A 13,344-nucleotide genomic window follows, 5' to 3' on the forward strand; every position below is an offset into this window, starting at 1 on the left:
CGCCGACCTCCACTACGGAACCATCCGATGTCATGTGGACCGAGTTCCGTACGAAACCGCCCCGCGCGCGCCGTGGCCCGCGGCTGGCCTGCGCCGCCCTCGCCCTGTTCCTGACCGCAGCGCCGGTCTCCGCCGCGAGTGCCGCCGCCCCCGCCCCGGACCTGGCCGCCCGCGCGGGGGCCCCGGCTCCGCCCCGTACCGTGCCCGCGCTCACCGACTGGCAGGGCGCGTCGGGGGCGTACCGCTTCAGCGGCCGGACCCGGCTCGTCGCGCACGACGCCGCCGCCCGCCGCGTCGCGCGCACGCTCGCCGACGACCTGCGCGCGGCGGGCAAGGGGACGGTGCCCGTCACGGGCGGGGCCGCCCGGGACGGCGACATCGTCGTGGACGTCGACGCCCGCGACAAGAAGCTCGGCGCCGAGGGGTACGAACTGCGCGCCGGAGCACGGCTGGAGATCACCGGCGCCGCCGAGACCGGAGCCTTCTACGGCACCCGCACCCTCCTGCAACTCCTCGCGCACGACGAGCGGATCCCCGCGGGACGGACCGTGGACGTCCCGCGCTACAAGGAGCGCGGCGTCGGCGTCTGCGCCTGCTACGTGCACATCTCCACCGACTGGCTGGAGAACCTGGTCCGCGACATGGCGTACCACAAGCTCAACCAGCTGCTCCTCGAACTCAAGGTGAAGAGCGCCGCCCACCCCGAGGCCAATTCCTGGGGCTACTACACCAAGGACGAGATCCGGCGCCTCGTCGCCCTCGGCGCGAAGTACCACGTCACCATCGTCCCGGAGATCAACTCACCGGGCCACATGGACCCCTGGATCCAGGACAGGCCCGACCTCCAGCTCGTCGACACCGACGGCAACGCCCAGCCGTCCCGCCTGGACGTCACCAAGCCCGAGGCGCTCGCCTACTACAAGAGCCTCATCGACGAGTACGGCGAGGTCTTCCCCGGTCCGTGGTGGCACATGGGCGCCGACGAGTACATGCTCGGCTCCGACTTCGCCAAGTACCCGCACGTCCTGGAGTACGCGCGCGCCCGCTACGGCCCCGACGCCACCCCGCAGGACGCCTTCATCGACTTCGTGAACCGCGTCGAGGCGTACGCCGCGAGCAAGGGCAAGCGACTGCGCATCTGGAACGACGGACTGACCGGCGCCAACACCGTGCCCGTCACCCCCGGCACCACCGTCGAACACTGGCTGAACGTGAACGTCGGACCCAGCCAACTCATCGCGCAGGGCCACCCGGTGATGAACGCCGCCTACTCCCTCTACGTCATCCGCGGCGGCTTCCACTCCGACACGGAGAAGCTCTACGACGAACAGTGGGACCCGCGCAGCTTCGAGGGCGAGAAGCTCGCCTCCCGGACCGGCGTCACCGGCGCCAAGATCAGCCTGTGGCCCGACAACGGCCGCGGCGAGACCGAGAACGAGGTCGCCGAGGCCGCCTTCCTGCCGCTCAACCACATCGCCCAGACCACCTGGGGCGCGCCCCACCCCGACGCCGGCTACGCCGGGTTCACCGACCGCGCCGCCGCCGTCGGCCACGCCCCCGGCGTACGGGACCTCACCCGGGTGCCGCTCGCCGACGGCACGTACACGCTCACCGACCGCGCCCACCGCACCACCCCGGCCCGGGTACGGCTCACCCGTACCGCCGACGGCTACGCCACCCTCACGAACGCGGCCGGCGCCTGCCTGGAGACGCGCGCGGGCAAGCTCACCCTCAACGTGCCGCTGGAGCCCGGCTCCGCCGTCACCTGGGAGACCTGCGACGCGAAGAACACCCTCCAGCGCTGGCAGCTCACCGCGGACCGCGGCGGCCTGCGGATCACCAACGCGATCACCCGCATGACGCTGGACGCGACGGGGACCGGCGGGCTCGCGCAGTACCCGCCGGACCAGCGGCCGCCCACCGCCTGGGCCCTCACCCGGGCCTGAACCGCGCCCGGTCCTCGCGCGGCCCCGGGCCGCGCGAGGACCGGCCCGGCATCCGGGGCTCAGCCCCCGAACACCCGCCGGCCGCCCACGAAGGTCTGCGCCACCCGCGCCGCCCCGATCTCCTCGGGCGGCCCCGCGAACGGGTCCCGGTCGAGGACGACCAGGTCCGCGAGGAACCCGGGGGCGATCGCCCCGGTCTCGGCGTCGAGCCCGTTCACGTACGCGCTGCCCGCCGTGTACGCGGTGAGCGCGTCCAGCAGCCCGATGCGCTGACCGGGCAGGAACACCGGCGTCCCGGCGGGCGCGTCGGGAGCGACCCGGTTCACCGCGACATGGATGCCCTGCACCGGATCGGGGCTGCTCACCGGCCAGTCGCTGCCCGCCGCCAGCGTCGCGCCCGACCGCAGCAGCGCCGCGAACGGGTACTGCCGGGCGGTCCGCTCCGCGCCGAGGAAGGGGATCGTCAACTCGTCCATCTGCGGCTCGTGCGCCGCCCACAGCGGCTGGATGTTCGCACTCGCGCCGAGCGCCCGGAACCGGCCGATGTCGTCGGGGTGCACGACCTGGAGGTGCGCGAGGTGCGGCCGCGTGTCCGACCAGCCGTTGGCGCGCCGCGCCGCCTCCACCGCGTCGAGGGCCTCGCGCACGGCCCGGTCGCCGAGCGCGTGGAAGTGCACCTGGAAGCCGTGCGCGTCGAGCGCGGTGACGTGACGCCTGAGGTCGTCCGGCGGCACGAAGCTGATCCCGCTGTTGTCCGTCCGGCAGCCGCAGCCGTCGAGATAGGGACCGAGCAGCGCCGCCGTGCCGTTCTCGGCGACCCCGTCCTGCATGATCTTCACCGTGGTCGACCGCAGCCGGCCGCGGGTGCCCGCCGCCCGCCGCGCGCACAACTCCTCGATCTGCTCGGTGCCGCGGGCCCGGTCCCACCACAGCGCGCCCACCACACGCGCCGTGAGCCGCCCGTCGTCCGCGCAGGCGAGATACGCGTCCGTGGGGTCGGTGAGATTGGCGTGCGTGCCGAGCAGCGCGTCCTGCCAGGCCGTGACGCCGAGCGAGTGGAGCAGCTCCTGGGCGCGCAGCAGCCCCGCGATCCGCTCCTCGCGGGTCGCGGGCGGCAGCAGCCCGCCGACCAGGTTCGCCGCGCCCTCCTGGAGCATGCCGGTGGGGGCGCCGGAGGCGTCCCGCTCGATCCGGCCGTCGCCCGGATCAGGCGTGCGCGCGTCGATCCCGGCCCGGCGCAGGGCTTCGGAGTTGACCCAGGCACCGTGGTGGTCGCGGTTGACGAGGTACACCGGCCGGTCGGGGACGACCGCGTCCAGCTCCGCGACGCTCGGCAGCCCCCCGGGGAACGCCTCCATCGCCCAGCCGCCCCCCGTGATCCACTCCAGCCGCGGATTGCGCCGGGCGTACGCGGCGATCCGCTCGCGGTAGGCGGCGAGGGTCGTCGCCCCGCTCAAGTCGCACTGGCCCAGCTCCATGCCGCCACCCACCGGATGCACGTGCGCGTCCTGGAAGGAGGGGATCAGCAACTTGCCCGCGAGATCCACGACTTCGGTACGCGGACCGATCAGCTCGCGCACCTCGTCGTGGCCGACGGCGACGATCCGCTCGCCGCGTACGGCCACCGAAGTGGCCCGGCTGCGCGCGGGGGAGCCGGTGTGGACCTGACCACCGGTGAGGACGAGGTCGGCGGGGCCGGTACGGGCGGACGCGGTACCGGCGGGTGCGATGTCGGACATGCGGAACAACTCCTGCGGAAGTGGGGGCAGTCGGGTCGTCACGGGAGGTCGAGCGCGGCCGGCGGCACCGGGTCCGCGCCCGCGTCCGTGCCGCGCCGGACCGTGAAGTAGGGGGAGCGGCGGCGGTACTTGGCCACGGCCGCCATCGCGAGGCCCGAGAGGACGGTGGCCGCCGGCACGGAGAGCATGAACCAGCCGTTGTCCGGGCTGAGGGCGAAGTGGTCGCTCATGGTGGCGTAGCTGCGGCCGAGGTAGCAGCCGACCCCGAGCAGCGCCAGCGCGCTGAGCCCCGGCGCGACCACCCAGCGCAGCGCCCGCGCCGGGGAGGTGCGCAGGACCGAGCGGAAGCGGACGGCGCAGGCGAGCGCCGTCAGGCCGTAGTACAGGGCCACGGTCAGGCCGATCGAGTTCACGGCCGCGAGGATCATCTCGTTCAGCTTCGGGATGGCGAGGGCGAGGAGCGCGACCAGCGCCGCGACGGCCATGACGAGCACCGTGCCGGCGGCGGGGGAGCCGTAGCGCGGGCTGATCCGCGTCCAGACGCGGCCCATCGTGCGGTCCCGGCCCATCGCGTACAGGCCGCGCGCGGTCGGGATGACGCTGGACTGCAACGACGCGACCGCCGAGAACAGCAGCGCCAGCAGCGGCAGGCTCGCGACGGGCTCGTCGGCCAGCTTCGCCCCGAGGTAGGTGAGCGCGCCCGGGCCCTGCTCGATCAGCTCCGGCAGGGACATCTCCCGCTGGAAGGCCACCGATCCGTACAGGAACAGCGCGAGCATCGTGAACAGGGCGATGAACCCGCCGCGGCCCACGTCCCGTACGTCCTTCGTCTCCTCGGTGACACTGAACGCGGCGTCCCAGCCCCAGAAGAAGAACACCGCGAGGACGAGCCCCTGCGCGAACGCCGTCCCGTCGTGCACGGCGAACGGGTTGAGCCACGCCCACCGGAAGGCGTGCGCCCCCGTGACCAGGCACCAGCCGCAGAACCCGAGCAGTACCGCGTACTCGAAGACGAGCAGCCACGCCTGGAGGCGGGTCGCCTTGCGGACCCCGGTGACGGCGGTGACGGTGACGACGCCCAGGACGAGGAGGCCGACCACCGTGCTCAGGGCTGTCGAGTTCGGGTCGAGGTCCAGGCCCCACAGCGTGTGCAGGTGCGCTTTCGCCGCGAACTGGAGGAAGACCGAGCCGGTCACCGCGCTCGTGTACGCCATGAAGACCACGGTGCCGACGAGGGTGACCCAGCCGGTGAGGAAGCCCAGCCAGGGGCCGAGCGACGAGGCGACCCAGACGTAGCCGCTGCCCATGTTCGGTTCGTCGCGGTTGAGGCGGGCGTACGCCGTCGCGATGCCGAGGATCGGCAGGAACGCGACGATCAGCACGGCGGGTGACTGCAGGCCCACCGTCGCGGCGAGGGCCCCCATCCCGATGCCGATGCTCGTGGTGGCGGCGGTGCTGGAGGCGGCGATGGCGACACCGTCGACGACGCCGAGGCTGCGGCGCAGGCCGGGAGGTTCGCTGCTCATGGGCGGGCTCCTGAGGTCGGGGAAGGGTCAGGGAAGGACCGGGGAGGGACCGGGGAAGGAGGCTGCGATCAAAGCGGCCTTGTCAGCAGTGCGTCAATGGTGTTGACATAAGGGGGTCCGGGTCGTCGAAAGGGTGGGTGGCATGGCTGAGGGACGCGTTCCGGCGGAGCGGCGGCGGCGCAAGCCGACCAGGTCGGGCGTGGTGCTGTCCGAGGAGGTGATCGTCGACTGCGCGCTGCGGCTGGTGGAGCAGCACGGGCCGGACGCGCTGAGCGTGCGGCGGCTCGGTGCGGCGCTCGGCTGTGACCCGAGCGCGCTGTACCGGTACTTCCACCACACGGACGATCTGCTGCTCGCGCTCGCGGACCGCATCATCGGGGAGGCGCAGGAGGGCTTCGAACCGGACGGCATGCCGTGGCAGGACGCGCTGCGGGAGATGGCGCGGCGGGTCCACGGCGGGTACCGCAGGCATCCCCGGGTGGCGGCGATGGCCGCGTACCGGGTGACGCGGCGGCTCAACGAGTTCCGGGCGGTCGACACGGGGATCGGGCTGCTGCGGCGGGCGGGGTTCGACGGGGCGTCCGCGGTGCGGTACTACGCGGCGTTCATCGACACGGTGCTGGGGCATGCGGCGCTGGACGCGGCGCAATTGGCTCTGCCGGTCGAGCGGAGGGGGGCGGATGAGTTGGCGTGGGGCGGGGTGTATGCGGAGTTGCCGGCGGGGGAGTATCGGGAGTTGGCCGCTGTGCGGGGGCACTTGCCGTGCATGGGGGGGAGTTCGTTCGAGGTGGCGTTGGAGTTGCTGGTGTCGGCGTTGGTGACGGCGGCGGCGGCGTCGGCGTCGGCGTCGGCGTCGCGGGAGGGTGGCTGAGCTTCGCTCCCGCCGACCGCCCGGTGGGGCTCCTCGCGCAGTTCCCCGCGCCCCTGAAGCATGCGGCTTCGCCGCAGCTCCAGGGCCCCATAGGGCGGCGCACGAAGTGCGCCCCCGCAGGGGCGCGAGGAACCGCGCACGCTCACGCGATCTCCCTGCAGCGAAGCAACCCCTTCAGGGGCGCGGGGAACTGCGCACGTCCACGCGATCTCCCTGCAGCGAAGCAACCCCTTCAGGGGCGCGGGGAACTGCGCACGTCCACGCGATCCCCCTCCGGCGAAGCAACCCCCTTAGGGGCGCGGGGAACTGCGCACGCTCACTCCATCACCCTCCAGCGGAGCAACCCCCTCAGGGGCGCGAGGAACCCCACCGACCCAGCCGGCCGGATACCCGGAGAGCTGCTCAGGGGCGCGGCGCGTCCGGGCGCGGGCTCAGGGCAGCTGGGAGCGGAGCCACGCCTCGACCTCCCCCACATGCCCCGCGGCAGCACTCCGCGCAGCCTCCGGATCCCGCGCGACCAGCGCCCGATGGATCTGCGCATGCTCCCGCCGGGTCCGCTCGAAGGCCCCTTCCTCCTGGTACCCCCGCCAGACCCGCGCCCGGAACGTCCGTGAGGACAACCCCTCCACGATCGCCGCCATCGTCTCGTTCCCGGCCGCCGCCACGATCGCCCGGTGGAAGGCGAGGTCGTGGGAGAGGATCTCCTCGGGATCGTCGGTGGCCTCCATCGCCGCCAGGTGCTCCTCGACCTCGGCGAGCTGGGACCGGGTGATCCGCGCCGCGGCCAGCGCCGTGGCCGTCGACTCCAGGATCCGCCGGACCTCGAGCAGCTCCACCAGCCGCGGCCCGCGCGACAGGTCCGCCACCACCCCGAACGTCTCCAGCAGGTCCCCGGCCTCCAACTGCGTGACGTAGATACCGGACCCGTGCCGCGCCTCCAGCACCCCGAGCACGGTCAGCGCCCGGATCGCCTCCCGCATCGAGCTGCGGGAGATCCCCAGCTGGACCGCCAGGTCCCGCTCGGTGGGCAGGCGCTGCCCGGGCTCCAGGCTGCCACCGCCGATCATCGCCTTGATCTGCTCGATCGCCCGCGCCGTGACGGTGCCCTTCTGGGGGGCGGTCTGCTCCACGATGAGGTCCTCCCGAGTACGGGTCCCGCTGCCGGATGCGGGGCAGTCTAGCCAGCGCAGTGGTCCGACCACCAGGAAAGTGGTCGGACCACAAGAGGCGGCACGGGGCCGCAAAACCCGGAAAAGATGGCGACGAAGGGTGTTGGCGGCCCCAAGTGGTCTGATAAATATCTCGGCGCGGACCGGAACCAGGACGGCGGGACCCGGCCGCGAGCCCATGACCTTCCGGAGCCGAGGAGCGGTCCGATGACTGGCACCACGAAGCGCGCGAAGAGTTCGAGAGCGAAGGCGCTGCGCACGGCCGCGCTCCTGGGATGCGCCGCCCTCGCCCTCACCGCGTGCGGCAGCACCAAGGACGACGCGGCGGGCGCCGGCGGCGGGGGCGGCGACGGCACGGGCAAGGTGGGGGTGATCCTCCCCTTGCTGACCTCGCCGTTCTGGCAGTCGTACAACGACTACGTGCCGAAGATGGCGACCTCCGAGGGCGTGGACGCGCTGAAGACGGTCAACTCCAACAGCGACCCGTCGCAGCAGATCACCGACATCAACAACCAGCTCAACCAGGGCGTCGGGGGCCTCGTCGTGGCCCCGCTCGACAGCGCGGCCATCGCCGCGGGACTCGACCAGGCCGAGCGCAAGGGCGTCCCCGTCGTCGCCGTCGACGTGGCGCCCGAGAAGGGCAAGGTCGCCATGGTCGTACGGGCGAACAACGTCGCGTACGGCGAGAAGGCCTGCGCGTACCTCGGCAAGCACGTCACGTCCGGCAAGGTCGTGCAGATCATGGGCGACCTGGCGTCGGTCAACGGCCGCGAGCGCTCGAAGGCCTTCCGGGACTGCGTGCGCAGCACCTACCCGAAGCTCAAGGTCCTGGAGATCCCGGCGAAGTGGGAGTCGGACACCGCCGCCTCCAAACTGGACACGCTGCTCAACGCCGATCCGGACATCAAGGGGATCTACCTGCAGGCCGGCGGCGTCTACCTCGCACCGACCCTGCAGACCCTCAAGTCCAAGGGCATGCTCAAGGCGGCGGGCACGGCCGGGCACATCGCGATCGTCTCGAACGACGGCATCCCGCAGGAGTTCGACGCCATCCGCAAGGGCCAGATCGACGCGACCGTCTCCCAGCCCGCCGACGCGTACGCCAAGTACGGCATGTACTACATCAAGGCGGCGATGCGCGGGAAGACGTTCGCGCCCGGGCCGACCGACCACGGATCGACGATCGTCAAGCTGCCCGGCGGCACCCTGGAGGACCAGCTGCCCGCGCCCCTGGTCACCAAGGACAACGTCGACGACCCCAAGCTCTGGGGAAACACCGTCAAATGACAACCGAGACAGCTCCGTTGGTGGAAGCCACCGGCATCGCCAAACGGTACGGGCCCACGGTCGCCCTCGCCGACGGCCGGCTGACCGTGCGCGCGGGCGAGTCCCACGCCCTGGTCGGCCGCAACGGCGCGGGCAAGTCCACCCTCGTCACCGTCCTCACCGGGCTCCAGGCGCCGGACGCGGGCACCCTGCTCTTCGACGGCAGGCCCGCACCGCCGCTCGCCGACCGCGAGGCCTGGCGCGCCAAGGTCGCCTGCGTCTACCAGAAGCCCACGGTCGTACCGGAGTTGACGGTCGCCGAGAACCTGTTCATCAACCGGCAGCCCGGCGCCCGGCACGGCTTCTTCAGCTGGCGGACGCTGCACGCACAGGCCGCCCGCCTCCTCGACACCTGGGACATCCACGTCGACCCGGGCGCCCGCACCGCCGACCTCAGGGTCGAGGACCGCCAAATGGTCGAGATCGCACGGGCGTTGAGCGGCGGCGCCCGGTTCATCGTCCTCGACGAACCGACCGCCCAGCTCGACAACCGGGAGATCGAGCGGCTCTTCGCCCGGATGCGGGCACTCCAGGACTCCGGCGTCACCTTCCTCTTCATCTCCCACCACCTCCAGGAGGTCTACGAGGTCTGCCAGACGGTCACCGTCCTGCGCGACGCCCGCTGGATCACCACGGCGCCGGTCGCCGAACTCCCGCGCCCCGCACTGGTGGAGGCGATGGCCGGCGAGGCGGTCGCCGAGCGGGCCGCCGCCGCGGCCGAGGCCGTGGTGGACCAGGACGGCGTGGACACCCCCGTGGTCCTGGACGTGCGCGGACTGACCGCCGACAGCTACCGGGACGTGAGCCTGACCGTGCGGCGCGGTGAGGTCGTCGGCCTCGCCGGGTCCAGCGCCAGCGGCAAGACCGCCCTCGCCGAATCACTGGCGGGTCTGCACACGCCGGCCGCGGGCAGCGCCCACCTCGACGGTGCCCCGCTGCCCTTCGGCGACGTGGCGGCCGCCCTGAAGGCGGGCGTGGCCTGCGTGCCGCGCGACCGGCACGACCAGGGCCTGGTCACCGGCATGTCGATCGGCGACAACGCCACGATGACCGTCCTCGGCCGGCTCGGCCGCTACGGCTTCGTCGGCACCGACCGCAAGCGGTCCTTCGCCCGCGATCTCATCGAGCGCCTCGACATCCACGCCGAGGGCCCGCAGCAACCCGTCAGTGACCTCTCCGGCGGCAACGCGCAGAAGGTCGTCATGGCCCGCGCCCTCGCCTCCGAACCGCACCTGCTCGTCCTCATCAACCCCACCGCGGGCGTGGACGTGAAGTCCAAGGAGTCCCTGCTGCGCCGCGTCGACAGCGCCCGCGACGACGGCACGGCCGTCCTCGTCGTCTCCGACGAACTCGACGACCTGCGCCGCTGCGACCGCGTCCTGGTCCTCTTCCACGGCCGGGTCGTCGCGGAACACGCGGCGGGCTGGGCGGACCACGACCTGATCGCCTCGATCGAGGGCGTGGCCCAGGACGCGACCGCACACGACGGTCCGCGCCACGGACCCCGCTCCCCCCTCGGCGGAGCGGCTGGAGAAGAAGGAACCCACCATGGCTGACACCCGGGCCCCGTCGGCCCCGGCCGACCGGGCCACCGCCCACCCCGCGGGCTCCGGCCCCGCCAGGTCCGTACTGCTGCGCCGGGCCCGGGAACTCGCCCTCGTCCCCGCCCTGGTGCTGCTCCTGGTCCTCGGCGCCCTCGTCAACGACTCGTTCCTCACCGAACGCAACCTGATCTCCATCCTCGGCGCCTCGGCCGCCCTCGCGATGGTCGTCCTCGCCGAGTCCCTGGTCCTGATCACCGGCAAGTTCGACCTGTCCCTCGAATCGGTCGTCGGCATCGCACCCGCGGTCGGCGCCCTGCTGGTCCTGCCCGCCGCGCAGTCCGGCTGGGGAACGGGATTCCCGGCCGGGCTCGCGATGCTCGCGATCCTCGTGGTCGGCGGCGCCATCGGCGCCTTCAACGGGATCCTCGTCGTCAAGTTCAAGCTGAACGCCTTCATCGTCACGCTGGCGATGCTGATCGTGCTGCGCGGCCTGCTGGTCGGCGCCACCAAGGGCAAGACGCTCTTCGGCATGCCCGACTCGTTCTTCTCGCCGGCCACCACCACGTTCCTGCGCATCCCCATGTCGGTGTGGCTCGCCGCGCTCTGCTTCGGCGTCGCCGGGCTCGTCCTGAAGTACCACCGCGTGGGCCGCGCCCTGTACGCGATCGGCGGCAACGCGGAGGCGGCCCGCGCCGCCGGCATCCGCGTCGAACGCGTCATGCTCGGTGTCTTCGTCGTGGCCGGCGTGCTCGCCTCGGCCGGCGGCATCATGCAGACCGGCTACGTCGGCGCCATCAGCGCCAACCAGGGCAACAACATGATCTTCACGGTGTTCGCCGCGGCGGTCATCGGCGGGATCAGCCTCGACGGCGGCAAGGGCACCATGTTCGGCGCGCTCACCGGCGTCCTGCTGCTCGGCGTCGTGCAGAACCTGCTCACCCTCGCCCAGGTGCCGTCCTTCTGGATCCAGGCCATCTACGGCGGCATCATCCTGCTGGCCCTGATGATCGCCCGCGTCACCACCGGCCGCGCCCAGGACTGACCGCCCGTCCTCGCCACCGCCTGCGCCCCGGCCCCCTGCCCGAAAGGCATTCCGTGTCCGCAACCGCCCCGCGGGTCACCGCGATCGACACCTACGACATCCGGTTCCCGACCTCCCGGGACCTGGACGGCTCCGACGCCATGAACCCCGACCCCGACTACTCGGCCGCGTACGTCGTGCTGCGCACGGACGCCGCCGACGGCCACGAGGGGCACGGCTTCACCTTCACCATCGGCCGCGGCAACGACGTGCAGGTGGCCGCGGTCCGGGCGCTCGGCCACCACGTCGTCGGCCGCTCCGTCGACGCGCTGTGCGCCGATCCGGGCAGCCTCAACCGCGACCTGGTCGGTGACAGCCAACTCCGCTGGCTGGGGCCCGAGAAGGGCGTGATGCACATGGCGATCGGCGCGGTCGTCAACGCGGCGTGGGACCTCACCGCCAAACGGGCCGGCAAACCGCTGTGGCGGCTGCTCGCCGACGCGGAACCCGAGTGGCTCGTCCGGCAGATCGACTTCCGGTACATCGCGGACGCGCTCACCCCCGAGGAGGCCCTGGGGTTGCTGCGCGCCGGGCGCGCGGGCGCCGACCGGCGCGCTGCCCGGCTCACCGAGCGGGGCTACCCCGGCTACACCACCTCGCCCGGCTGGCTCGGATACTCCGACGAGAAGCTCACCCGGCTCGCCCGGCAGGCCGTCGCCGACGGATTCACCCAGATCAAGCTGAAGGTCGGCGCCGACCTCGCCGACGACGTGCGCCGCTGCCGCACCGCCCGCGAGGTCATCGGCCCCGGCGTCCGGCTCGCCGTCGACGCCAACCAGCGCTGGGACGTCGACGAGGCCATCCGGTGGACCACCGCCCTCGCCGCGTTCGACCCGTACTGGGTCGAGGAGCCCACCAGCCCCGACGACATCCTCGGCCACGCCGCGATCCGCGCCGCCGTCGGCCCGGTCAAGGTCGCCACCGGCGAACACGTACAGAACCGCATCGTCTTCAAACAGCTCCTCCAGGCCGGCGCCCTGGACATCCTGCAGATCGACGCGGCCCGCGTCGGCGGCGTCAACGAGAACCTCGCGATCCTGCTGCTCGCCGCCAAGTTCGGTGTCCCCGTCTGCCCGCACGCGGGCGGCGTGGGCCTGTGCGAACTCGTCCAGCACCTGTCGATGTTCGACTACGTCGCCCTGACCGGCACCACCGAGGACCGCGTCATCGAGTACGTGGACCACCTGCACGACCACTTCCTCGACCCGGTCGTCATCCGCGACGGCCGCTACCTGGCGCCGACCGCACCCGGCTTCTCCGCCACCATGCGTCCCGAGTCCATCGCCCGGTTCACCTACCCCGACGGGGAGTTCTGGCTGACGGAGCGGGCCGCGCAGGAACCGCCCCACCCGAACGGAGCCGCAGCATGACCGAGACCGCCCGCCTCCAGGACTTCGCCGGACTCAAGGCCCTCGTCACCGGAGGCGCCTCCGGCATCGGCCGCGCCACCGCACGCCTGCTCGCCGCCCGCGGCGCGGACGTCGCCGTCCTCGACCGCGACATCACGGCCGTCGACGAGCCGCTGCGGGGGTACGCCGCCGACGTCACCGACGACGCGGCCGTACGGGCCGCCGTGGCCACCGCCGTCGCCGACCTCGGCGGACTCGACGTCCTCGTCAACAACGCGGGCATCGGCGCGCAGGGCACCGTCGCCGACAACGACGACGCCGAATGGCACCGGGTCCTCGACGTCAACGTCGTCGGCCTGGTGCGCGTCGCCCGCGCCGCCCTGCCCGCGCTGCGCGACTCCGACCACGCGGCGATCGTCAACACCTGCTCCATCGCCGCCACCGCGGGACTGCCGCAGCGCGCCCTGTACGCCGCCTCCAAGGGCGCCGTGTACTCCCTCACCCTCGCGATGGCCGCCGACCACGTCCGCGAGGGCATCCGCGTCAACTGCGTCAATCCCGGCACCGCCGACACCCCCTGGATCGGCCGGCTTCTCGACAAGGCCGACGACCCGGCCGCCGAACGCGCCGCCCTCGAAGCCCGCCAGCCCACCGGCCGCCTCGTGCACGCCGACGAGGTGGCCGGCGCCGTCGCCCACCTGGCGAGCCCGCTCTCCGGCGCGACCACCGGCACCTCCCTCGCCGTCGACGGCGGCATGCAGGGCCTGCGCCTGCGGCCCGCGGGGCAGTGACG

At 72.8% G+C, this 13,344-nt stretch carries 10 protein-coding genes; 7 read left to right on the plus strand and 3 right to left on the minus strand.

The features are described 5' to 3' along the window. Nucleotides 1-32 precede the first annotated feature (32 nt). Nucleotides 33-1,946: a family 20 glycosylhydrolase gene (locus ACIBW6_RS01595; protein ID WP_399055361.1), complete on the plus strand. Its 1,914-nt coding sequence runs from the start codon at nucleotides 33-35 to the stop codon at nucleotides 1,944-1,946. A gap of 59 nt (nucleotides 1,947-2,005) precedes the next feature. Here ACIBW6_RS01595 and ACIBW6_RS01600 read toward each other — a convergent pair whose 3' ends face one another. Both ACIBW6_RS01600 and ACIBW6_RS01605 read right to left on the minus strand, forming a co-directional pair. After that, on the minus strand, nucleotides 2,006-3,685 hold the full coding sequence (locus ACIBW6_RS01600) for an amidohydrolase (protein WP_399055363.1): 1,680 nt from the start codon (nucleotides 3,683-3,685) through the stop codon (nucleotides 2,006-2,008). A gap of 38 nt (nucleotides 3,686-3,723) precedes the next feature. After that, the gene (locus tag ACIBW6_RS01605; RefSeq protein ID WP_399055365.1) at nucleotides 3,724-5,211 is read right to left on the minus strand and encodes an APC family permease; all 1,488 of its coding nucleotides are present in this window, start codon (nucleotides 5,209-5,211) and stop codon (nucleotides 3,724-3,726) included. A 142-nt stretch (nucleotides 5,212-5,353) separates the two neighbouring features. On the opposite strand from ACIBW6_RS01605, the gene ACIBW6_RS01610 reads away from it, so the two are divergent. Beyond that, on the plus strand, nucleotides 5,354-6,082 hold the full coding sequence (locus tag ACIBW6_RS01610; RefSeq protein ID WP_399055367.1) for a TetR/AcrR family transcriptional regulator: 729 nt from the start codon (nucleotides 5,354-5,356) through the stop codon (nucleotides 6,080-6,082). A 431-nt stretch (nucleotides 6,083-6,513) separates the two neighbouring features. On the opposite strand, the gene ACIBW6_RS01615 is transcribed toward ACIBW6_RS01610, so the two are convergent. Then, nucleotides 6,514-7,212 (minus strand): FadR/GntR family transcriptional regulator, encoded by a 699-nt coding sequence (locus tag ACIBW6_RS01615; RefSeq protein WP_399055369.1) that lies wholly within the window; start codon nucleotides 7,210-7,212, stop codon nucleotides 6,514-6,516. Between the two features lie 246 nt (nucleotides 7,213-7,458). On the opposite strand from ACIBW6_RS01615, the gene ACIBW6_RS01620 reads away from it, so the two are divergent. Genes ACIBW6_RS01620 through ACIBW6_RS01640 form a run of 5 tightly spaced genes read left to right on the plus strand, consistent with a single transcriptional unit; the run spans nucleotide 7,459 to nucleotide 13,342 of the window. Further along, nucleotides 7,459-8,538 carry a sugar ABC transporter substrate-binding protein gene (locus tag ACIBW6_RS01620; RefSeq protein ID WP_399055371.1) on the plus strand — a complete coding sequence of 360 codons (1,080 nt, stop codon included), beginning with the start codon at nucleotides 7,459-7,461 and terminating at the stop codon, nucleotides 8,536-8,538. Then, nucleotides 8,535-10,133, plus strand: a complete 1,599-nt coding sequence (locus tag ACIBW6_RS01625; RefSeq protein WP_399055373.1) for a sugar ABC transporter ATP-binding protein — start codon at nucleotides 8,535-8,537, stop codon at nucleotides 10,131-10,133. The genes ACIBW6_RS01620 and ACIBW6_RS01625 overlap by 4 nt, the downstream gene beginning before the upstream one ends. Then, nucleotides 10,126-11,163 carry an ABC transporter permease gene (locus tag ACIBW6_RS01630; RefSeq protein ID WP_399055376.1) on the plus strand — a complete coding sequence of 346 codons (1,038 nt, stop codon included), beginning with the start codon at nucleotides 10,126-10,128 and terminating at the stop codon, nucleotides 11,161-11,163. The genes ACIBW6_RS01625 and ACIBW6_RS01630 overlap by 8 nt, the downstream gene beginning before the upstream one ends. A 53-nt stretch (nucleotides 11,164-11,216) precedes the next feature. Beyond that, complete coding sequence (locus tag ACIBW6_RS01635; protein WP_399055378.1) at nucleotides 11,217-12,572, plus strand: L-fuconate dehydratase; 1,356 nt, start codon at nucleotides 11,217-11,219, stop codon at nucleotides 12,570-12,572. Further along, nucleotides 12,569-13,342: an SDR family NAD(P)-dependent oxidoreductase gene (locus ACIBW6_RS01640; RefSeq protein WP_399055380.1), complete on the plus strand. Its 774-nt coding sequence runs from the start codon at nucleotides 12,569-12,571 to the stop codon at nucleotides 13,340-13,342. The genes ACIBW6_RS01635 and ACIBW6_RS01640 overlap by 4 nt, the downstream gene beginning before the upstream one ends. Nucleotides 13,343-13,344: the final 2 nt, after the last annotated feature.

The organism is Streptomyces sp. NPDC049813 (assembly GCF_044465085.1).
Classification (GTDB): domain Bacteria; phylum Actinomycetota; class Actinomycetes; order Streptomycetales; family Streptomycetaceae; genus Streptomyces.

Excerpts from the sequence above, each read along its gene's own strand:
- ACIBW6_RS01630 (WP_399055376.1), top strand. The coding sequence starts at position 10,126 with ATGGCTGACACCCGGGCCCCGTCGGCCCCGGCCGACCGGGCCACCGCC.
- ACIBW6_RS01595 (WP_399055361.1), top strand. The coding sequence starts at position 33 with ATGTGGACCGAGTTCCGTACGAAACCGCCCCGCGCGCGCCGTGGCCCG.
- ACIBW6_RS01600 (WP_399055363.1), bottom strand. The coding sequence starts at position 3,685 with ATGTCCGACATCGCACCCGCCGGTACCGCGTCCGCCCGTACCGGCCCC.
- ACIBW6_RS01610 (WP_399055367.1), top strand. The coding sequence starts at position 5,354 with ATGGCTGAGGGACGCGTTCCGGCGGAGCGGCGGCGGCGCAAGCCGACC.
- ACIBW6_RS01625 (WP_399055373.1), top strand. The coding sequence starts at position 8,535 with ATGACAACCGAGACAGCTCCGTTGGTGGAAGCCACCGGCATCGCCAAA.
- ACIBW6_RS01640 (WP_399055380.1), top strand. The coding sequence starts at position 12,569 with ATGACCGAGACCGCCCGCCTCCAGGACTTCGCCGGACTCAAGGCCCTC.
- ACIBW6_RS01605 (WP_399055365.1), bottom strand. The coding sequence starts at position 5,211 with ATGAGCAGCGAACCTCCCGGCCTGCGCCGCAGCCTCGGCGTCGTCGAC.
- ACIBW6_RS01620 (WP_399055371.1), top strand. The coding sequence starts at position 7,459 with ATGACTGGCACCACGAAGCGCGCGAAGAGTTCGAGAGCGAAGGCGCTG.